At 53.8% G+C, this 20,224-nt stretch carries 18 protein-coding genes; 4 read left to right on the top strand and 14 right to left on the bottom strand.

What is annotated here, in order from left to right; genetic code table 11:
- Positions 1-247: 247 nt before the first annotated feature.
- Positions 248-451: a cold-shock protein gene (locus PT964_RS17645; RefSeq protein WP_274364691.1), complete on the bottom strand. Its 204-nt coding sequence runs from the start codon at positions 449-451 to the stop codon at positions 248-250.
- Between the two features lie 423 nt (positions 452-874).
- Here PT964_RS17645 and PT964_RS17640 point away from each other — a divergent pair, with 423 nt between their 5' ends.
- On the top strand, positions 875-2,185 hold the full coding sequence (locus PT964_RS17640) for an MFS transporter (protein ID WP_274364690.1): 1,311 nt from the start codon (positions 875-877) through the stop codon (positions 2,183-2,185).
- A complete protein-coding gene (locus tag PT964_RS17635; RefSeq protein ID WP_274364689.1) occupies positions 2,109-2,681 on the top strand; it encodes an ArsR/SmtB family transcription factor in 573 nt (190 codons plus the stop codon). The genes PT964_RS17640 and PT964_RS17635 overlap by 77 nt, the downstream gene beginning before the upstream one ends.
- A 318-nt stretch (positions 2,682-2,999) precedes the next feature.
- Here the strand turns inward: PT964_RS17635 and PT964_RS17630 are convergent, their stop codons facing one another.
- The 12 genes from PT964_RS17630 to PT964_RS17575 form a co-directional block, all read right to left on the bottom strand.
- Positions 3,000-3,635 (bottom strand): helix-turn-helix transcriptional regulator, encoded by a 636-nt coding sequence (locus PT964_RS17630; RefSeq protein WP_274364688.1) that lies wholly within the window; start codon positions 3,633-3,635, stop codon positions 3,000-3,002.
- Between the two features lie 125 nt (positions 3,636-3,760).
- Positions 3,761-4,189, bottom strand: a complete 429-nt coding sequence (locus tag PT964_RS17625; protein WP_274364687.1) for a DUF4871 domain-containing protein — start codon at positions 4,187-4,189, stop codon at positions 3,761-3,763.
- A gap of 115 nt (positions 4,190-4,304) precedes the next feature.
- Entirely contained in the window at positions 4,305-5,675 is a 1,371-nt protein-coding gene (locus PT964_RS17620; RefSeq protein WP_274364686.1) for a sensor histidine kinase, read from the bottom strand.
- Entirely contained in the window at positions 5,672-6,352 is a 681-nt protein-coding gene (locus tag PT964_RS17615; RefSeq protein WP_274364697.1) for a response regulator transcription factor, read from the bottom strand. Before PT964_RS17615 ends, PT964_RS17620 begins: the two co-directional genes overlap by 4 nt.
- Before the next feature lie 133 nt (positions 6,353-6,485).
- Positions 6,486-6,941, bottom strand: coding sequence for a DUF2269 family protein (locus PT964_RS17610; RefSeq protein ID WP_274364685.1), 456 nt, complete (start codon positions 6,939-6,941; stop codon positions 6,486-6,488).
- A 92-nt stretch (positions 6,942-7,033) separates the two neighbouring features.
- Complete coding sequence (locus tag PT964_RS17605; protein WP_274364684.1) at positions 7,034-9,214, bottom strand: MMPL family transporter; 2,181 nt, start codon at positions 9,212-9,214, stop codon at positions 7,034-7,036.
- Between the two features lie 188 nt (positions 9,215-9,402).
- Positions 9,403-10,596 (bottom strand): GNAT family N-acetyltransferase, encoded by a 1,194-nt coding sequence (locus PT964_RS17600; protein WP_274364683.1) that lies wholly within the window; start codon positions 10,594-10,596, stop codon positions 9,403-9,405.
- Positions 10,597-10,613: 17 nt separating this feature from the next.
- Positions 10,614-12,047, bottom strand: a complete 1,434-nt coding sequence (glgA, locus tag PT964_RS17595; protein ID WP_274364682.1) for a glycogen synthase GlgA — start codon at positions 12,045-12,047, stop codon at positions 10,614-10,616.
- Positions 12,048-12,050: 3 nt separating this feature from the next.
- Positions 12,051-13,163, bottom strand: a complete 1,113-nt coding sequence (glgD, locus tag PT964_RS17590) for a glucose-1-phosphate adenylyltransferase subunit GlgD (RefSeq protein WP_274364681.1) — start codon at positions 13,161-13,163, stop codon at positions 12,051-12,053.
- Complete coding sequence (locus PT964_RS17585; RefSeq protein WP_274364680.1) at positions 13,160-14,326, bottom strand: glucose-1-phosphate adenylyltransferase; 1,167 nt, start codon at positions 14,324-14,326, stop codon at positions 13,160-13,162. The genes glgD and PT964_RS17585 overlap by 4 nt, the downstream gene beginning before the upstream one ends.
- On the bottom strand, positions 14,316-16,226 hold the full coding sequence (gene glgB, locus PT964_RS17580) for a 1,4-alpha-glucan branching protein GlgB (RefSeq protein ID WP_274364679.1): 1,911 nt from the start codon (positions 16,224-16,226) through the stop codon (positions 14,316-14,318). Before glgB ends, PT964_RS17585 begins: the two co-directional genes overlap by 11 nt.
- 14 nt (positions 16,227-16,240) lie before the next feature.
- On the bottom strand, positions 16,241-16,900 hold the full coding sequence (locus tag PT964_RS17575; protein ID WP_274364678.1) for a phosphatase PAP2 family protein: 660 nt from the start codon (positions 16,898-16,900) through the stop codon (positions 16,241-16,243).
- A gap of 165 nt (positions 16,901-17,065) precedes the next feature.
- On the opposite strand from PT964_RS17575, the gene PT964_RS17570 reads away from it, so the two are divergent.
- Together PT964_RS17570 and PT964_RS17565 are read left to right on the top strand one after the other, a co-directional pair.
- Positions 17,066-17,935 (top strand): class I SAM-dependent methyltransferase, encoded by an 870-nt coding sequence (locus PT964_RS17570; protein WP_274364677.1) that lies wholly within the window; start codon positions 17,066-17,068, stop codon positions 17,933-17,935.
- Positions 17,936-17,983: 48 nt separating this feature from the next.
- On the top strand, positions 17,984-19,267 hold the full coding sequence (locus PT964_RS17565; protein ID WP_274364676.1) for a CapA family protein: 1,284 nt from the start codon (positions 17,984-17,986) through the stop codon (positions 19,265-19,267).
- On the opposite strand, the gene PT964_RS17560 is transcribed toward PT964_RS17565, so the two are convergent.
- Positions 19,264-19,692 (bottom strand): MarR family winged helix-turn-helix transcriptional regulator, encoded by a 429-nt coding sequence (locus tag PT964_RS17560; RefSeq protein WP_274364675.1) that lies wholly within the window; start codon positions 19,690-19,692, stop codon positions 19,264-19,266. The genes PT964_RS17565 and PT964_RS17560 overlap by 4 nt on opposite strands.
- Positions 19,693-20,224 lie beyond the last annotated feature (532 nt).

Genomic DNA, 20,224 nt, shown 5'->3' with positions numbered 1-20,224 from the left:
TTTTGTCCAAGACGAAATCTTAGTCCTTACAGGAATGTTTAGCGGTTTGGCGGCGGGCAAATTGGCGATATAACGGCTGTGCTGTCCGTTAGCACCGCAGGGTTAGCGATGAGCGGCGAGAAACAGCGGATAAACTACCGCGATTCAGAGAAAATTAATCTCGTCTATTTAGCACTGTAACGAAAGGAAACTTTCTGGCGTTAAAAAAAGCAGCCATCGTGCCGATGGCTGCTTTTGCGTTCGGAGATTATAATTTTACAACGTTCTCCGCTTGAGGACCGCGGTTTCCTTGAACGATGTTGAATTCCACTTGCTGTCCTTCGTCCAACGTTTTGAAGCCTTGGCCTTGGATCGCGCTGAAGTGTACGAATACGTCGTCTCCGCCCTCAACTTGAATAAACCCGAAACCTTTCTCCGCATTAAACCATTTTACTGTACCAACTGTTGCCATGAAGTGAACCCTCCAAAAAAAGTTGTAATAAATATGCCAAGTCCTATTTACATGCGTAAATAAAAAATTCACATATTTTTAAGGAAGCTCTTCAGCAAAATGATGAAGTAATAATCCTTAAAAACATGTGAATTAAGAACTTCATATCATTGATTTAAATTCGGCGCAAAGGCTTCTTATTGTTCTTAATACCAAAACAACGAAAGCCCTACCTCTCTTCCATCCTTGCGGCTCCGATGACCGCGCCAGTGCGAATCGGAATTAAAACATCACGTATATTCAAGTTTCTAAATTATATCATCCCTCACCCAAAATTTCAACCTAAAAAACCGCTTTACAACATCCACCAGTTCGGTTTAATATTATTTTGTCGTTAAAATAAATTTCAGCGATAAAATCATTTCCGAAAAGGCGGTCGTCAATATGAAGGAATTGCTCACATCTCCACCTTTTTTGCGTTTTTGGCTGGCCGGGCTCATCTCCCAATTGGGCGACGGAATGACGCGCGTCGCCGTCATTTACGCCATCACGCTGACAACGGACAATCCTATGCTCATCAGCATGGTCATTGTCGCTCAGCTGCTCCCGACCGCCGTGTTTACCGTATTTATGGGTCCGTTAGCCGATCGGCTGCCCCTGAAGCTTCCGCTCATCATGGCGGATCTGTTCCGGGCGGCGGTCGTGCTGCTGATGATCCCGTTTCACCATTCCTATCCCGTACTTTTAACGTTAATCGTGCTGCAGGGCATCGGCTCCGCTCTCGAGGGCCCTGCCAAATCGGCTTCGGTGCCGGCGGTCGCGGGGGAAGGACACGTCAGGCAAGCCGTCTCCCTAAACCAAGCGACAGGCTCCGTCATGCAAATCGCCGGACCCGCCGCAGGAGGATTGCTGCTGATGATGGAGCAATTGAACGCCATCTTCCTCATCGATGCGGCAACGTACGCCGTCTCCGCTGTTTTGTTCTTTATGATCCCGGCGTTGGGGAAGTCTGCTGTGAATGCAGCCTCCTCCAAATTGACCTACTTGGAATCCCTCAAGGAAGGTGTCGCTTCCGCATCCTCGCTGCCGATTCTTCGGTATTTGCTGATCATGCTCATTCCCGTTACGTTTGCGGTGGGCATTTTGAATACGAACTTAATTACACTCTTTACCGGCGTCTTCGGCTATACCGGCGCTCAATACGGCTGGCTGTCCAGCTCCTTGGCGCTGGGGGTCGCGGCTGGCGCAGCTTTAATCGGACCGATGCTGCTTCGCGGAATAAAGCCGGTTTACGTACTGATCGGGGGCATCGTGCTGCTTGGCGGGTGGATGACGGCCGTCATTCCGCTTGACGCTTTTCGCGCCGTATTCGGAATTGCTCCTGTTTTTGCATGGTGTATAATGATAGGTATCTTAAACGCACTTATCAATGTGCCTCTAAGCAGCCTGTTCATCTTAGCCGCGCCGGAAGAGCTGCGGGGCCGCGCTTCGTCGCTGCTCGGCTTTATCAGCTACTCTTTCACGATCATCGGACTCGTGGCGGGCGGAGCGTTGACTTCGGCTGCGGGGGCCGTTTGGGGAACCGCCGTGTCCGGCCTTCTGCTCGCGGCCAGCGGCGCCGTCTCCCCATTATTCGGAGGCTTCAAGCTATTAATCGGAAAGACGGAGGAGCATTCCCGTGTCCCAACACGAAAAATTGACGGATTACGAGATCGCCAAACTGCTGCTGGACCCGAGGCGCAGGGAAATTCTTGAGATCGCGGCAGAGCAGCCGGTCACGGTCACGCAAATCGCCGAGCGGCTGAACGAAGCGCCGTCCCGCTTGTACTATCACGTAAAAAAGCTGGAAGAAGCGAACATGCTGGAGCTTGTAGAAACGAAACCGAACGGCAATTTGCTGGAGAAATACTACAAGTCGGTCCCATTGAAAAACCGGTCGTTCGAAATCGACCCGGCGGTTTTAATGCGGCACGCCGACGAATTCCAGAAGCATATTATGGATGTTCTGCAGCCGGGACTGCAGAAGCTGTCCGAATCGATCCGCAAGGGCGCCAATCCCGATGATGCCGACGTGCATTTGGCAATCAGCTTCAAGAAGTTCACTCCGATCGAGTGGAAGGAATATTGCGAGGCCAATGGGATGACAAAGGAAAAAAGCGAAGAGACCGCGGGGGACGGAAACGGTAAAAAAGAGAAGTATGCGGTTTTTACGCTAGCGTATAAGCTCGACGACTCTGCTAAAACGGAGTGAAAAGCCGAAGCGGCCGCTTTCACGCGCACGAACCGTTCGGGCGATAGCTGCGCGGCTGACCGGGCTGATGGCTGCAGTTGACCGCGCGAGTCGGCGGGCGACCGCGCAAGCCGACGTTAGCGGAACGATTTGTCCGCTAATTGAACGATCTGCGCGGAAAATTAGCTTTATAAGGCTGCTAGCGGACATATGTTTCCGTTAAACGGCGATATGATGTAAACTTGCACCTTTTAACGGACATCGCGTTCCGTTAACACGAAAGGGAAGTCTCCGCGAAGGATCAACCGTCAAGGTTGACCGCGAGACTTCCCTCCTTCGTTACGAGCGCGGCTTCACCGCGTACACGCAGCGCTCCCCGCCCTTAGCCTTGCACTCCAGCTGCTCCACTTCGGCGCCAAGCACCTTGCGGAACAACGACAGCTCCGAGCTGCAAGCCTGAGTATATTCCTGCGCGATCGAATGGATCGGACAATTATGCTCCTTAATGAAGAAGCGGCCGCCTTCTTCGTCCTTCTCCCACTCCGCCATATAACCTCTTTCGTCCTGCAGCTTCGTCAGCTCTTGGACCAAATGCTCAAGCGGCTCGTTCGCATCGATCTTTTCTTTATATTTCCGCTCGAGCCTGGACTCCCTGCGCACGAATAATTCATCGATCATTTCCGTTCCTTGCAGGTCGCGGACGTCGTTCAGGAAATCGAGCGTAATGTCGGAATAATGCTTCGGAAACAGTTGCTCCGCCTGTTCGGTAAGCGAATATAAAAGCGTAGGCCGACCCATCGCTTGGCGAAACGTCTCCGCCCGCACAAGCCTGTCCCGCATCAAGGCGTTGACATGCCGCCGCACCGCAATATCGGTAATGCCTAGCTCTTTGGCGATGTCATGGGCGTTGAGCCGCCCCTTCTTACGAAGCATCGTTACGATTTGTTTTCTTGTCGTCGGGTTTTGTTCGTTCATTGCGCACTGCACACCGCCTTTCCACCATCATACCACGAATGTCCCGCGAATGGTCTAGTGGCTATTTTCCGTTCCGGTGCATCGAAAAATAAAAAAAACGATTGCCGAAGCAATCGCAGCGCCGCTCATTCATCAACATGAAGGGTAATTTCCCCGTACAGGTTGTCGGAAATGTAAGCTTCCAACTTCCAAAGTCCCGCGGTTGGAAACATCATCGTTGCCGGAAGCGTCGAGTCCGCTCCGTTAAACGGAGCATATCCAACGTAAGGAGCACCCAATCCTTTTCCGATCAATAGATGCCGCTCGCCCTTTTCATTGATTCCTTCTACTTTCAGTTTACCGTTCAATTCCTCATCGCTGCCCCAAAAATACCACATATATTTATTGCCCTTACCTTTGACAATAGGCTGGGCCTGCGCCTCTCCTTCTTTACCCGACCCGACTTGCATCGCTAATTTGCCTTCCTCGCCGATGAATACATACTCGCCTTCCGTTCCGTCTCCGAATGTGACCGGTATGTTGAACACCGGACTCAACTGCCAGTTTTTACTCACCGGCTCCGAGCACCCTACGAAAGTAATTAACAAAATCGATAAACATAAAATGATTCGGTACACTTACATCCCCCCAAATATATCCTTGTGGAACATTTTACCACAAGAAGGAGGTTTAGCGAGGCAGCCTCACGGTAAAAACGGTTCCTTTCCCCGGGAAGCTCCGAACTTCAATACTGCCGCGGTGGAGGTCTACAATTTTTTTCACGATGGACAATCCCAGTCCGCTGCCGGAACGCGACGGGCTTCTCGATTGATCCGCTTTGTAAAATCGTTCAAAAATATGGGGCAGCTCGGCCTCTCCGATCCCGATTCCCGAATCTTCAATTTTCACCGCAATATCCTGCCCTACCGAAAGTTCGATTCGAATGAATCCCCCCGTAGAGGTGAACTTGATGCTGTTGACGATCAAATTGAACCACACCTGATATAAAAGCTGCGGGTCAGCGCAAATCACGATTTCGGGCAGGACCGGTTCAATCGTCAGCTGTTTTTCCGACCATTGCCATTCCGTCACGATGAGCACTTGCCGTATTTGTTCGTCCAGTCGGTAAGAAGCTCCTCTCAGCACGTTCGTTTCTTTATCCAGCGAAGCCAACGTCAGCAGCTGCTTGCTAAGGGAAGACAATCGCCTGCTTTCCTCGCTTATAATATGAAGATACTTTTCCGCTTCATCCGGAGACGCTTCTTTATCCAGAATCGCTTGCGCAAATCCTTGAATCGACGTTAACGGCGATTGAATTTCATGAGATACGTTGCTGACGAACTCTTGCCTCATGGCATCCAGCTGCTTGAGCGATTGTGCCATCATGGTAAAATGCCGCGCCAAATTTCCGATCTCATCCCGCCTCGTTACATGCAGTCGGAAATCGTAGTTCCCGCCTACAATTTGATTCGTCGCTTCCGTCAATTTTTTTACAGGCTTTACGATCGAACGGGATAATACGACGATGAGCGCGACACTGAACAAAAAGGCCAATCCCAAAAGCACGGCCATCAATATTCGTATTTCGCCGACCTGCTGCTCCAAATTCGGTCTTATAAAGAGAGCGTAGTTTTGCCCGTTCGCCGTTAACGGAATACCCACGCTGTTTCTAAGGCTGTTTTCAAAAAAACCGATAAGGAACAGTTGGCGCGCTTCTCGGATTCCTTCATAAATTTCTCCCCGCAGCACGCCCTTTATGATGTCCGTATCCAGCTGCTTATGTTTGAACGGTCCTCCGTAGTACGTTCCTTCCATGCGATCGTTCACCGCATAGATTTGAAATCCCATATTCGCGATCCGATTCAAGTACGCATCGAGCTCGAGCTCGGGCATGCTCTCGTATAATGCGCGGATTTGTTTGCCGACCGCCAATATTTTTTGCTCGTTTTCGCTTTTCAATTGGGTCTGGTAGTACGCGCCGGACGCCAGCAGCGCAAGAATGCTGCTGATCATGGAGATGAAAATAAACGTAACGACAATGCGCGTGTACAATGTTTTCATTGTCCTCGGACCTCGAGCTTATATCCGATGCCTCGAACCGTAACGATGGAAAAGTCGTCGGTTGCCTCTTGGAATCGTTCCCGCAGCCGCTTAACGTGCACGTCGATGGTGCGGCTGTCCCCTTCGTAATCCGCACCCCAAATCAACCGCAGCAGCTGCTCGCGCGTAAAGATGCGCCCCGGATGAGCGGCCAATTGAGCGAGCAGCTCGAATTCTTTCAATGGCAGCGTGACGGCTTCATCCCCGATTTTCACCACATAGCTGTTGCGGTCTATGAGCGTATTGTTCAGCTTGATCCAGTTGGACGAAACCACCTGGTAGCGCCTGAGCAATGCTTTCATTCGAAATAAGATTTCCTTCGGCTCGAAAGGTTTTACCATGTAATCGTCGGTGCCCGACGCAAATCCATGTTCTTTATCAATCATGCTCGCCTTCGCCGTCAGCATAATGACGGGAATATCGTATTGCTTTCGGATTTCCTCGCACAGCTCCCAGCCGTTCTTGAGCGGCATCATGACATCCACAATCGCCAAATGCACCGGGTCGCGCTCCAATATCGACGACGCTTGTTCGCCGTTTTCCGCTTCGTATACGATATAGCCTTCTTTTCTAAGAACGAGGCCTAACAGCTCGCGAATATGGGGGTCGTCATCGGCGACCAATATGTGTATTCTCAGCGCCCTCACCTCCCGAAAAAACGGATTAGCTATTTCCCCATATCATAACCCGGCGAACGAAAAAGATAAAAAAGGAGATGACCCCCGCAAGGAGGGAGCCATCGCCTTTATCAGCAAGGCAGATCATTTTTTGTTACAATCGGAGTCCTACTACAAGCAAAACGGAGACGATGGCGGCTTGAATAACAAAGAGTGAGGAAACGTATAAACCACTGCCCGCAACAGAGCCCGAGCCGATTTGTCCCGCCGATCCGAGCCGCTTGACGATCCTTTCTCCCAAAACGGCCGTCAGTGCAATGGAGACCATAACGATCGTTCCCCCGCCCTTTTCCATATAGTTGAGCCACAAAGGCTTTGCCGATTCGCCGATATTCATCTGAACGATCATGACGATTCCGCTGACGAGCACCAATATCGAGCCCGGGTACGTCAGCCAGCCGGATACGCGGATCATGTTTCGGACGAGCGATTTCGTTTCATCGGCTGCGATGTGACGTTTCGAAAGCAGTAAGACAACTGCATTCGCCATCGACGAACCGAACCAAAGCAGCAAGCCCGTCAAATGTAAAAATAGCATGACGTTAAACATGGCCTTTCACACTCTCTCCCTTTCATCCAGCTTTTATTTTCTACTCTTTCAAAAGTATAGCGGGCCAATATGAACAATAGATGAACGGAATGTTACAGCCTGCGTTTGAAGGATGTTCCGGCCAACGCCAAAATCGACGGAAGCAGCACGCCGCGCACCAAAAAGGTGTCCAGCAATATGCCCAAAGCCATCGTCATGCCGAACAAAAACAGCTCTTGGATCGGCTGCGTGATCAGTACGGCGAATGTAGCGGCGAGGATGACGCCGGCAGACGAAATGACGCCCCCGGTTCGAGCGACTGCAATGCGGATTGCGTCCTTCCATTCGTGCTTTTCGGCCTCTTCCCGGATTCTCGACACCAGCATAATATTATAGTCCACTCCGAGCGCTACCAAAAAGACGAACGTATATACCGGAATCCGGTAGCTTATCGCTTCGTAACCGAGAACGTTATGAAAAATAAACCAGCCGAAGCCCAAGGTTGCCGCGTAGGACAATAAGATCGTAGCGATCATCAACAAAGCCATCCAAAGCGAACGCGTCTGGAATATCAGCATGAGCAGGATCAGGCCTGTAATGAGCGAAAACGTCAGCTCCGTGTCGCGGGAGTTCATCTTGCTGACATCCAGCTGCTCGGCCGTTTGACCTGCAAAATGCAAGCTGAAATACCCGCCGCCAAGCCCGCTTTCCACAAGAATGCCGTCCGATTGCTTTCGCAGCGAATCGACCGTCCGGATAGCCTCCCGGTCATACGGATTGTCGGATAACGTCAAATCGAACTTAACGGCATGTTTATCCTCGGATATAAAATCTCGGAAACCGTCTGCATTGTTTTTACCCGTTTCAGATACCCTATCGAATGACGAGGAATCGACTCCGCTGCTTTTCTGCAACCGCTCGCCGACGTGCGCCAATTTGCCGAGAAACGGCTCGTCGGGCGCTATTTCTTCGTCCGAAGTGAGAATTACGGTAACCGGGGCCAACTTCCCTTTCGGAAAGTGCTTCTCCAAAAGCTCGAATCCGATCCGCGACGATGCGTGCTCCGGAAACGACTTCATCAAGTTAAACGAATAATTGATGTTTCCGATGCTGCATGCCGGGATTGCCATTGCCGCTAATAAGACGATCGCTATGACTGCGGGGCGTCGCAGGCAGAACGCTGCGGCTTTCCCCCATATTCCCCGATGTTCCGCCGCTTCACCCGTCTCCAGCTTAGGGACGAAGGGCCAGAACGCTTGTCGCCCAAGCATTGCGAAAACAGCGGGAATCAACGTCAATCCCGAGAGCAGAATCATCGTCATGGCGACGGAAAACACCGGTGCGAAATGATGATACGGCTTAAATATCGCCGTGAACAGCGTAAGCATGGCGATCAATACCGTTCCGCCGCTGAAAACAATCGCCTCGCCTACATGCGACATCGCCGATTTCATCGCATCGTATCGGTTTCCCGCTTTCTTTAGCTCTTCTTTATACCTCGAAAAAATAAACAAGCAATAATCCGTCAGAACGGCGAACAACAAGATCATCATGATAGAAAGCGCCTGGCGGTCGACGATAAACCAGCCTTGCTTTCCTGCCAGCCCGATGATGCGGTCCGTCGCTTGATACACGAATCCTGAAATCAAAAGCGGCATCAATGCCAAAAGCGGCGAACGGTAAATAAGGAGAAGCAGCGCCAAGATTAAACCGACGGTTGCGAATAACAACACAAGATCGGCATTTTTAAATAGAGCCGACGTATCCGACGCGATCCCGGCCGGTCCCGTTATTTCCGTCTGCAAGCCGGGGGCGTTATGCTTCAGCCAGCCTCTGACTTCTTCCAGCGTCTCGTAAATTTGTGCGGAATCCGCACCGTCCTTTAAGCTGAAGCGGTAAAGCAAGGTCGTCCGATCCTCCGAATACATCGTTACGGGCAAGCGATGAAAAGGCAAAGAGCCGCCGACATGCTCCGGTTTATTTGCCGATGACAGCCAACTGCTGAAAGCCGCAACTGCCAGTCGGCCGTCTTCGTCCATGCCGCCTTGCTTATGAAAAACAACAAGCGCAGGCAGCCCTTCCTCGGAAGGGAAATGGCGATTCAGCACTTGCTCTGCGACCGCCGACGGCGTGTTTTCATGAATGCTGCCTTCCCCTGCGCTGACGGCATATTTTTTGGCCGCGGGAGCCGCGACGCTAAGTATTACAATAACGGCAAGCCAAATCAGGAAGACGATTTTGGCTCCCCTGCGGCTGCTTGCCCAGCCGGTAATTTGCTTCAATCGATGCATCATAGCTTCCTCTGCCTCCTATAAAGTCGCTTCATAGGCATTGTAGACATGAACTATGAATACCGAATGAACGGAGCTTTACAAATAAAACCGCATCGAAGACGGAAGCAGCACGCAGCGGCATAACGCAACAGAGCCCGGGAACAAGCTTCCCGGGCTCTTCGGTATGGATCGATAACTGATGTGATGCATCAAAAGAAATCGAGCAAATAGGCGGTTCGCGAAGGCACAACGCGCTCAAGCGCTTCGACGGCCTCCTCCGGGCCTTCGAGCAAGCCGGCGGCAAGCAGAAAGCGCGGCCGCCTGTTCCCGATCAACATGGCGGCAAGCGCGCCGATGGAGCATGTAACGGCGGCGCCGTCCACCGCCGTTACATCCTCGGCCGGCGTCAGGCTGCCGCCGCCGTCCCCGTCGACGGCGAGGCGAAACACGCCGTCGTTCCAAGGCGCGTGCTCGTCGCGCACGCGCAGCAGCACCGGCGGCACGCCCGCACCGCCTGCCGCCGCGAACGGGTAGCGGCCGACGAACGCCGCCAAATCGACGATGCGTGCCATGAAATACGGCACGAGCTCCTGCTTCACCCGCGGATCCGGGAGCAGGAACGCAAGCTCATCGTCCTCCGGAGCTTGCAGCTCCACCTTCGTCACCATCGAATCGTGGTTCTTAATGAAGTTCCACAGTCCGCGGCGCGCCTCCTCGTCTAGAAACACCATCTCGTGGACGGTAAAGGTGCGCTCCTTGACCTGGTACAGCATATAGCCCCGGGCTTCCCCGGCGGCGTTGTCGTAAACGGCGGTTTGCCCCTTCTTCCATGCGAAAATCCGTTCCTTCCACCACTCGCCGGTGCGCTTCGTCGTACCGTTATATCGGGAAGCATACGCCTCATAGAGCGGACTGAGCGACTCCCAGTCCTCCCCGATCCGGCGAACGCGTCCGACGGTTGACGGAAACGCCGGCATTTGCTCCCTCGTCAGCTCGTATTTCTTATAGCTTGCGTACGTTTCCCAACCGAACTTGCGGTAAAAGCCGAAAGCGAACGGGTGCAAATACGATACCGTCTGTCCGCGTTCCTTCATGATTTGAAGCGAATGCTTCAGCAGCTTCGCAACAAAGCCCTGCCGCCGATACTCGGGCCACGTCGCGACGCCGGCAATGCCGCCCATCGCAAATAACCGGCCGTGAATATACGTCTTCAAATCCAGCAGCACCAGCTTCGCCGCGAGCCGGCCGTCCTCGAAACAGCCCCACTGCCGCTCCGGCTTTGCTCCTGACGCCTGCACCCGTTCGGCGCGCTCTTCCGCCGTTAGCGACAATTGAAACGCGAATTCGCTGAGCCGGATCGCTTCTTCGATTTCGTCCGGCCGCAAATTTCGAATGTCCGTCATGCTTCAATCTCCTATTCTCACGCTAATAATTGATCGTAAAGCCGGGCATATTGCTTAGCCGACGCATCCCAGCTTACATCCTGCTTCGCGACATTATCGATGATGCATCTCCAGTGGGTCTCGTCCTTATGTATCGCAAGCGCTCTTCTCATTGTATACAACATATCGTGAGAATTGTAGTGGGTGAACGTAAAACCGTGTCCCTCGCCCGTAAACTCGTTATACGGAACGACCGTATCCCGCAGTCCGCCCGTCTCGCGCACAATCGGCACGCTGCCGTAACGCATCGCAATCAGCTGCCCGATCCCGCAAGGCTCAAACCGCGACGGCATGAGGAATAAATCCGATGCGGCGTAAAACCGCCGGGCTAACCCCTCGTCAAACACAATCCGCGCGGCCAATTTGTCCGGATGATGGTAGGCGGCGTCGCGGAACATTTTTTCGTACATGTCGTCGCCCGTTCCCAATACAATAAGCTGCAGCCGCTCTTGAAGAAGCTCCTCCAGCACATATGCGATCAAGTCGAGCCCCTTCTGCTCGACCAGCCGAGAGACCAGCGCAATGACGGGAATCGTATCGTCTGCGGGGAGTCCGAGCTCCTCCTGCAGCGCAGCTTTGTTAACGCGTTTCTCATCAAAAAAACCGCTGTAATTCGCCGCAAGATGCGGATCCGTCATCGGATCGTACTCCCGGGTATCCAATCCGTTCACAATGCCGGTTAACCGGTCCTTCCGGTACCGCAGCACCCCGTCCAGCCCTTCGCCGTACATCGGGGTTTGGATTTCGGCGGCGTACGTCGGACTTACCGTCGTGATCCGGTCGCTGCAGTTCAATGCACCCTTCATATAGTTGACATTGCCGTAAAACTCCAGACCGTTCACATGAAAGTGCTCCAAACCGAGGCCCAGCACATCGCCCAGCACGCCTGCCGGAAATACCCCCTGATATTTCAGGTTGTGGATCGTGAACACCGTCTTCAGCGGACGGTGCCTCCCGCTCTCGCTCTCGCCGTCGCGCGCCCGCAGAAATACGGGAACAAGCGCGGCATGCCAATCGTGGCAATGAAGCACGTCGGGCTCCCAGCCGAGGCGCGGCAAAGCTTCCAGCACCGCCTTGCAAAAATAAGCGAACCGCTCCGCGTCGTCGCCGTACCCGTACAACCCGCGCCTGCGGAAATAATATTCATTATCTATGAAATAATAAGTGATACCGTCGTGCGTAAGCGTCTCGACGCCGCCATACTGCCGCCTCCAGCCGAGCTCGACCTCGAAGGCAGTGACAGGCTTCAGCTTCTCCCGCCACTTCGCCGCCATGTCTTCATACTTGGGAAGGATGACGCGCACCTCCGCGCCGATGCCCGCCAGCGCCTTCGGCAGCGAACCGATCACGTCCGCAAGCCCGCCCGTCTTGACGAACGGCGCCGCCTCCGCCGCAACCATCAGCACCTTCACCGGCTAAATCACCTTCTTCTTGGCCGCGATGAACGGAGCCGTGACGGCACCGGTCAGCACTCTGCCGCGGTCGATCCATACGTCTTTATCCAATATGGCATTTTCTACGACGACATTTTCGCCGATTTCACAGTTTTGCAGCAAAATGGCGTTGCGGACGCAAGCCCCCTTCTTTACCTTCACGCCTCGGGATACGATGCTGTTTTCGACCGTTCCTTCAATCGAGCTTCCGTTGGCAACCAGCGAATGCTTGACGGCCGCCGCTTCTCCGTACTTGGCCGGCGGTTCGTCCTTGACCTTCGTGTAGATCGGAGCCGACGTTTGAAAGAACAGCTCCCGCAGCACGTCCGGGCTCAACAGCTCCATGCTGTGCCGGTAATAGCTTGGGATCGTATTGACGATTCCCGCATACCCATCGTACTTGTAGCCGTACAATTTCAATCGCGAAATATTTTTCATCATGCCGTCCCGCACCAAATAGTCGTCGCCTTGCGCCAGACATGTCTCCACCATATCGAGCAGCAGCGATTTGCGCAGCACGTAAATCTCGAGCGAAAGGCTCGTGCCGGACAACCGGCCGGTCTGCTCCTGCATGGCCGTAATGCGGCCGCTGCTTTCTACGCGCAACTTGTGGTGGATCGAATCTTCCGCATTGTCCATCTCTTTATAGATGCACGTAATATCCGCGCGGACCGCTTCATGGAAATCGAGCACGGGCCGCAAATCGATATTACAGACGACATGGCTTCGGGAGATGACGACGTACTCCTGCTTCCCCCGGTAAAAATAATCGCGGTGCGCGAAAAATTGGCACAGATCCCCCTTCATGCCGCCCGGCCGGCCGTCAAGAACGGACGGCAGCAAGAACAATCCCCCGCGCTTACGGTCCAAATCCCATTCCTTCCCCGAGCCCAAATGGTCCATTAAAGATCGGTATTTATGCTGGGTAAACACGGCGACATCCTCGATTCCGGAATTGACCATATTGGAGAGCGCGAAATCGATCAGGCGGTAGCGGCCGCCGAACGGAACGGAAGCCGCGCACCTGTGAAGCGTCAGCTCCTCCAATTGATCCGGCTCATCGATCAAATTAATAACGCCCATCACCCGTTTCATGCCGTCACGACCTTTCGAACGTATTCGTTGCCGCCGATCAGCGTAATCTCTCCGATATCGGCGCTCTCTTCATCCGTTGGCGTGCCGATGACGCAGCCGTCCTCAATTACGGTGCCTTCGCCGATAATCGAGCGATACACGCGCACACCGCTCCCGATGGTTACGTTCGGCATAATGACCGAATCCTTCACGACCGATCCGCCGCCGACCTGTACGCCGTAAAACAATACGGAATGGTCGATCTCGCCGTAAACGGAGCAGCCTTCGTTGATGAGAGATCGCGAAATGGTTGCCGTGGGGGCGACGTATTGCGGGGGCCGGTACGGGCTGAGCGAATAAATGCGCCAGCTGCGGTCGAACAAGTCCAGCTTCGGTTTGTCCTCGAGAAGGTCCATATGCGCTTCCCACAAGCTTTGCACCGTCCCGACGTCCTTCCAGTAGCCTTCGAACGGATAAGCGAACAGCCTCGCGCCTTCCTCTAGCATCATAGGGATGACATCTTTGCCGAAATCGTTGGAGGAGTCCGGATTCGCTTCATCCTTAAGCAAGTACGATTTCAATACGCTCCATGTAAAAATATAAACGCCCATCGACGCGAGATTGCTTTTCGGTTCCTTCGGCTTTTCGGCAAATTCGGTAACCCGGTCGCCGCCGTCCACGCTCATGATGCCGAATCGGCTCGCCTCCTTCCAATCGACCTCGATCACCGCAATCGTAGCCTCCGCGCCGCGCTCTTTGTGGAAGGACAGCATCTCGTCGTAATCCATCTTGTATATGTGATCGCCGGAAATGACCAGCACATATTCCGGGTCGTATTGCTCCAAAAAGCCGATATTGCGGTAAATGGCGTTGGCCGTTCCGCTGTACCAGTTCCCGCCCTTTTGTTCCAGAAACGGGGAAAGCACGGTGACGCCCCCGTTTTTTCGGTCCAAATCCCACGAGCTGCCGATGCCGATATAAGAATTCAGCACGAGCGGCTGATATTGCGTAAGCACTCCGACGGTGTCAATGTCGGAATTGGTGCAATTGGACAACGTAAAATCGATAATGCGGTATTTTCCTCCGAAATGAACGGCGGGCTTCGCCAATTGCTTCGTAAGCTGCTCCAGTCTCCGCCCCTCCCCTCCCGCCAGCAGCATCGCGACACATTCTTTACGCCTCATACGGTTGCCCCTTTCTGGGTAATATTCGTTTAAGCGCTACAATTCCGAGCGGCGGCACGCTAATGCTAATACTATACGCTCGGTCATGCCAAGGAATGTTATCGGCTTCGACTCGCCTCGCATTCTTTTGTCCGGAGCCTCCGTATTCGATCCTGTCGCTGTTGAACACTTCCCGGTACGCGCCGGGCAGCGGCACGCCGATCCGGTAGTTCGGATAAGATGCGGGCGTAAAGTTGCAAACGATAATCAACATATGCTTCGCTTGCTTCGCATGACGAATAAACGCGATGACGCTCTGCTCGCTGTCGTGCGGGGAAATCCATTCGAAGCCCTCCGCGCGGCAGTCGTTCTGCCAAAGCGCCGGCTGTTTCGCGTAAAACCGGTTCAGCTCCCGCACATACAGCCGCATCGACGCATGCATCGGATATTCAAGCAGCTGCCAGTCGAGCTGGGCCGAATCGTTCCATTCGGAAAATTGGCCGAACTCGCCGCCCATAAACAGCAGCTTCTTGCCGGGGTGTGCGGTCATATAGCCGAGAAGGACGCGAAGTCCGGCAAACTTTTGCCGGTAGTCGCCGGGCATTTTGTTCAAGAGCGATTTTTTGCCGTGGACGACCTCGTCGTGGGATAAAGGAAGCACGAAATTTTCCGAAAAGGCGTAGAGGAAGGAGAAGGTGATGTTTTTGTGGTGATTTTTGCGGTGGATCGGGTCCTTTTCCATATATTCGAGCATGTCGTTCATCCAGCCCATGTTCCACTTGTAATTGAAGCCAAGACCGCCTTTATGGACGGGGGCGGTGACCAGCGGCCAAGCGGTGGAATCCTCCGCCATCATTAAGGCTCCGGGAAACCGTTCGAATACCGCTTGATTGAGCGTCCGCAGAAACTCGATCGCTTCGAGATTTTCCTCCCCGCCGTACCGGTTGTACACATGGCGGTCCGCAGGCTTCCCGAAATTCAAATAGAGCATGCTCGCGACCGCATCGACGCGCAGCCCGTCAATATGAAACATATCCATCCAATACAGTGCGTTGCTGATTAAAAAGCTCCGCACCTCCGGCTTGCCGAAGTCGAAGCCGAGCGTTCCCCACTCTATTTTTTCGGCAAGGCGATCGTCCTCCGGTTCGTATAGAGGCGTTCCGTCGAAGCGTCTTAGTCCGTGGTCGTCCTTGCAAAAATGTCCGGGCACCCAGTCCATAATGACGCCGATCCCTCTTTGGTGGCACCGGTCGACGAACGCCATAAACTGCTTCGGGCTTCCGAACCGGCTCGTAACCGAATAAAGGCCGGTTGCCTGGTAGCCCCAAGAGCGGTCGTACGGATGCTCGGCAAGCGGCAGCAGCTCGATATGGGTAAAGCCCATATCCGCCGCGTAATTGACGAGCTCGTCGGCAAGCTCCTCATACGAGAGCATGGAGCCGTCGTCTCTTCTTCTCCATGTGCCGAGATGCACCTCGTAAACGGAGAGCGGCCGTTCGTACGATTCGTGTAAGCGCTTTCTATAATTCATATCTTTCCACCTGTACCCGCTCAAATCGTATACGATCGAAGCGGTGCTCGGGCGAACCTCGGAACGGAAAGCGTACGGATCCGCTTTTAGCTTCCACTCTCCGGTTGACGTTCGAATGGCATATTTATAGATCGCGCCTTCCCCGATTCCCGGAAGAAAGCCGCACCAGACGCCGCCCGGTGCGCACTCGAGCGGATCGCTTTCGGGCTTCCACCCGTTCCACTCCCCGACGACGCTTACTTGAACGGCCCGAGGAGCCCATACGGCGAACCGGACTCCTCTTGCGCCTTCATGCTCGCAAAGATGTGCTCCAAATGTGCGATAGCTTTCATACAGCGTTCCTTCCCGGAACAAATACAGATCGAAATCGCTCGGAGTCCATCCCGCCACAAAGCATTCCTCCGTCAAGTCATATATTTCCGTTGTATGTACACGACAATCGCGAGCCAAGCGGCGCCCAGCAAATATCCGGAGACAATATCGGTAGCATAATGAACCCCGGCGTAAATCCGAAATGCGCCGATCAACAACATAATTATGCTTCCGATCGCGATTGTAGACATGCGTAAAGCAGGACGTGTTGCGGAGTGCAGACATATGGCGAACATGATGTACCCGATCAGCGCCGCGGCTATGGTCGCGTTGCCGCTTGGAAAGCTGAAGCCGTCCTCCATGAATAATGCCTCAGCCGCCGGCGGCCGGGGTCTTTCCACTATGTTTTTGACGAGCGTGTTTAAACCGTATGCCCCTGCGACGGAAACGATCGTAAGAATCGCTTCGGGAGCTTTCTTCCGTAAAGCGAACCATACGGCAGCGACCGCGGTGATGACAGCATAGCCCTTGGTGGAACCAACAATATTCAACCACTTCGCGGCTTGATCCAGAGCCTCGCTTCGCAGGCTGCGAATCGCTTCGCCTACCGTCCGGTCCAACTCCGTCACGGCGGGATTGTCCAGAATAGCCGCGATTGCCGCAACCGCCCCAAGCAGCAAGACGGTTGCAAGTAAAGCTTTCCATCCGTTCGTTCGGCGCCGCAGCCGAACGCGCATAACAGGCTGACTCATATTTCTCCTCCACCATCTTTGATTGAAAGTTGCCTGCTGATGTACAATATATGGATAAGTCATCAGTCAGGACTTTCTTCCCATTTTGCGGCAAACGTTAACCGCTTCCTATCAAGCGTATAGCGAAACCGACAAACTATCAAGTAAACGAGGAGTTTTTTACGCATGTTTGCAGCACACGATTGGATCGATTATGAATTGATGGACGCCGGCGGCGGCGAGAGGCTGGAGCGTTGGGGCCATGTCATTTTTCGCAGACCCGACCCGCAAATTATTTGGCCGCTCGCGAAGGAGACCGAGCTGTGGCAGAACGTATCCGCCAGATACCATCGGAGTTCTTCGGGCGGAGGACAGTGGGAATTTAAGACGAAGCTGCCGGAGCGGTGGACGATCGGCTACAAGGATTTAAAGTTTTACATCCGGCCGACGAACTTCAAGCATACGGGGCTGTTTCCGGAGCAAGCGGTGAACTGGTCCTGGATGATGGACAAAATCCGAAATGCCGGCCGTCCGATCAAGGTGTTGAACCTGTTCGGATATACCGGAGGCGCGACCGTCGCGGCCGCTTCCGCAGGCGCGGAAGTGACCCACGTCGACGCGGCGAAGGGGATGGTGCTTTGGGCGAAGGAAAATATCGCCTTATCCGGCTTAGCCGAGAAGCCTGTACGGTTTATTACGGACGACGTGTTCAAATTCGTCCAGCGCGAGCAGCGCCGGGGCAATACGTATGACGGAATCATTATGGATCCTCCCTCCTACGGGCGCGGCACCGGCGGGGAAGTATGGAAGCTGGAGACGAATTTGTATCCGTTCCTGGAATTTTGCACGACGATCATGTCCAAGAAGCCGCTGTTTCTTCTGATCAATTCGTATACGACCGGGCTGTCTCCTACGGTGCTTGGCAACATTGCGCGGCTGACGCTGTCGGAAAAGTACGGGGGAAGCATTACAACGGGGGAAATCGGGCTGCCCATAACGGCCAAAAATATGATTTTGCCGGCAGGCATCTTATGCCGCTGGGAATCGAACGAGTAACATTGCATTCCATATTCGCATATTCGCTCATGGGAGAAATGAGATAGCATGACTATACGCACACGCAAGTCCGCAATGACGGTGTTGGCGGTTTTAGCTTTGCTGTCCGCAACACTGTTCTTATCCGGCTGCTTCGGCGGCCGGTATGAATCGGGCGATTCGCAGGACGGCGAACCGGCTGCACAGCCGGCCCCGGTCGACGGCGCCGATCAAGACGCTTCGCCTCCGGCGAATGAGGCGCCGGAGCCGGTCATTCCGCCGCCTGCGGAAGCAACGATCGTTGCGGTCGGCGACATTATGATGCACACGCCGCAGCTGCCCGGCGCTTACGATGCGAAGACGGGAACGTACAATTTCGACGGTTTTTTCCGGGAGGTATCCTCCATCATCTCGCAGGGAGATTGGAGCATCGCCAATCTGGAAACCCCGATCGCCGGCGCCGAGCGCGGCTTCAAGGGGTACCCGCTGTTTAACGCCCCCGACGAGCTGGCGGCCGCCATTCGCAATGCCGGCTTCAACATTGTGACGACGGCCAACAACCATGCGCTCGATCAAGGCGCCTCCGGCGCGGTCGCCACACTGAATACGGTTCATGAGAACGGGCTGTTAAGCGTCGGCACATACGATTCGGAAGAAGCGTCGAATCAGCCGCTCGTAATAGAAAAGAACGGCATTGTGAACGCCATTCTTTCATACACGTACGGCACGAACGGCATCCCCGTTCCCGAAGACAAGCCGTACCTTATTTCGTTGATCGATAAAGAGATAATGAAGGAGCAAATCGAGCGGGCTCGGGCGGACGGCGCCGACTTCGTAACGGTGGCGCTTCACTTCGGCATTGAATATCAGCGGCAGCCGAACGACACGCAGCGTGAGCTCGCCGAGCATTGCATTAAAGCGGGCGCCGATCTCGTGCTCGGCAGCCATCCGCACGTGGTGCAGCCGTATGAGCGTATCGTTACCGCCGGATATGACGGAACGGAGCGTACCGGTGTCGTTATGTATTCCATGGGCAACTTCATTTCGAACCAGTTCGGCAATTACAAGGAATACGGCGTTATTTTTAAAGTGCGCATTAAGAAAACCTACTTGGAGGACGGCGGCTCCGAAACCGAAATCGTACAGATCGATCCGATTCCGACTTGGGTCCATAAGTACAGAAGCGGCGGGAAATCGTTGTACCGCATTCTGCCTTTGGAGGCGGTTGCCGCGGCCAAGAACGATCCGCTGATTCCGAAACGGATGTTCCCGCAGCTAGAGCAGAAGGCGGCCGAGATGAACGCCCACCTGCGGTCCTTAACCGTCCAGGCGGACACGCCCGCTTCCCCTTAAGAGGAGATGCGCTGCTGCTCCACGTTCGTAATTTTTCCGAGCAGGTACACAAGCAGCTGCTGATTGTGCGACGAAATCCGGCTTAAATATTCCGTCAGGAACGTCTCGCGGATGTCCACGCCTCTTTTGCATTCTTCCCTGCCCTTATGCGTGACGTGAATCCAGACGATTCTGCGGTCGCGCTCGTCCCTCACGCGCTCGATCAACTCGTTCTTCTCCATCCGATCGAGCAGCGTGGTGACGGCCGCGGGCGTCGTCGCCAAATAATGAATCAAATCGGACGGCTTCATCCGGTCATGCGCGAGTACATATTCAAGAACGTTGAGTTGGCTCTCGGTTAGCGTCGGGCTCAATTGGGTGTCCATATGAATGCGGAGTTCCTTGCTCAGCTTAAACCACAGTTTCGCAAACTCGTTCGTATACATTTCTTAAATCCCCCCTATGGGTATTGTACAAGCCAAAGTATACCATCCCTGACCGCCCGCGAAAAGCTTTAACCATTTAATATTTTAAGACATTAATCGATACGATTTTTCGCCTTACGACACCTTCCGACAGCATGACGGCGCGACATATTTCGAAACGTGACGCATGCGCGAACTCTGCCGAAACTTTCTTGGGGATTCAGTCATCCTAAGGGCGTAAAAAACACGCCTGACGGAGTCTTTTGAATGCAACCATTAAGTTATTACGAGCGACATACCTCTGGCTCCAATGCAGAAACACGTCTGCAAATCGCTCCTCCCTATCAAATTTGGATCGCCGGCGGATCGCTCTAACGGACATAGATGCAGTTATTCGGCGTTTTGAGTGGAGTTTGCAGTTTTAACGGACACCACTGCAGTTATTGCCACGAAAATGATGGGATTAGCGCCAAAAATCGGGATATAGCGTCTGTGGTGTCCGTTAGCGGTTTGGCGGCGGGCAAATTGACGATATAGCGTCTGTGGTGTCCGT

This window comes from Paenibacillus thermotolerans (genome assembly GCF_028745515.1).
Classification (GTDB): Bacteria; Bacillota; Bacilli; order Paenibacillales; family YIM-B00363; genus Paenibacillus_AE; species Paenibacillus_AE thermotolerans.
This window is presented reverse-complemented; position numbering and strand designations above follow the sequence as displayed.

Excerpts from the sequence above, each read along its gene's own strand:
- PT964_RS17620 (WP_274364686.1), bottom strand. The coding sequence starts at position 5,675 with ATGAAAACATTGTACACGCGCATTGTCGTTACGTTTATTTTCATCTCC.
- PT964_RS17630 (WP_274364688.1), bottom strand. The coding sequence starts at position 3,635 with ATGAACGAACAAAACCCGACGACAAGAAAACAAATCGTAACGATGCTT.
- PT964_RS17585 (WP_274364680.1), bottom strand. The coding sequence starts at position 14,326 with ATGAGGCGTAAAGAATGTGTCGCGATGCTGCTGGCGGGAGGGGAGGGG.
- PT964_RS17560 (WP_274364675.1), bottom strand. The coding sequence starts at position 19,692 with ATGTATACGAACGAGTTTGCGAAACTGTGGTTTAAGCTGAGCAAGGAA.
- PT964_RS17565 (WP_274364676.1), top strand. The coding sequence starts at position 17,984 with ATGACTATACGCACACGCAAGTCCGCAATGACGGTGTTGGCGGTTTTA.
- PT964_RS17600 (WP_274364683.1), bottom strand. The coding sequence starts at position 10,596 with ATGACGGACATTCGAAATTTGCGGCCGGACGAAATCGAAGAAGCGATC.
- PT964_RS17570 (WP_274364677.1), top strand. The coding sequence starts at position 17,066 with ATGTTTGCAGCACACGATTGGATCGATTATGAATTGATGGACGCCGGC.
- glgD (WP_274364681.1), bottom strand. The coding sequence starts at position 13,163 with ATGAAACGGGTGATGGGCGTTATTAATTTGATCGATGAGCCGGATCAA.
- PT964_RS17640 (WP_274364690.1), top strand. The coding sequence starts at position 875 with ATGAAGGAATTGCTCACATCTCCACCTTTTTTGCGTTTTTGGCTGGCC.
- PT964_RS17575 (WP_274364678.1), bottom strand. The coding sequence starts at position 16,900 with ATGAGTCAGCCTGTTATGCGCGTTCGGCTGCGGCGCCGAACGAACGGA.
- PT964_RS17645 (WP_274364691.1), bottom strand. The coding sequence starts at position 451 with ATGGCAACAGTTGGTACAGTAAAATGGTTTAATGCGGAGAAAGGTTTC.
- PT964_RS17610 (WP_274364685.1), bottom strand. The coding sequence starts at position 6,941 with ATGTTTAACGTCATGCTATTTTTACATTTGACGGGCTTGCTGCTTTGG.
- PT964_RS17605 (WP_274364684.1), bottom strand. The coding sequence starts at position 9,214 with ATGATGCATCGATTGAAGCAAATTACCGGCTGGGCAAGCAGCCGCAGG.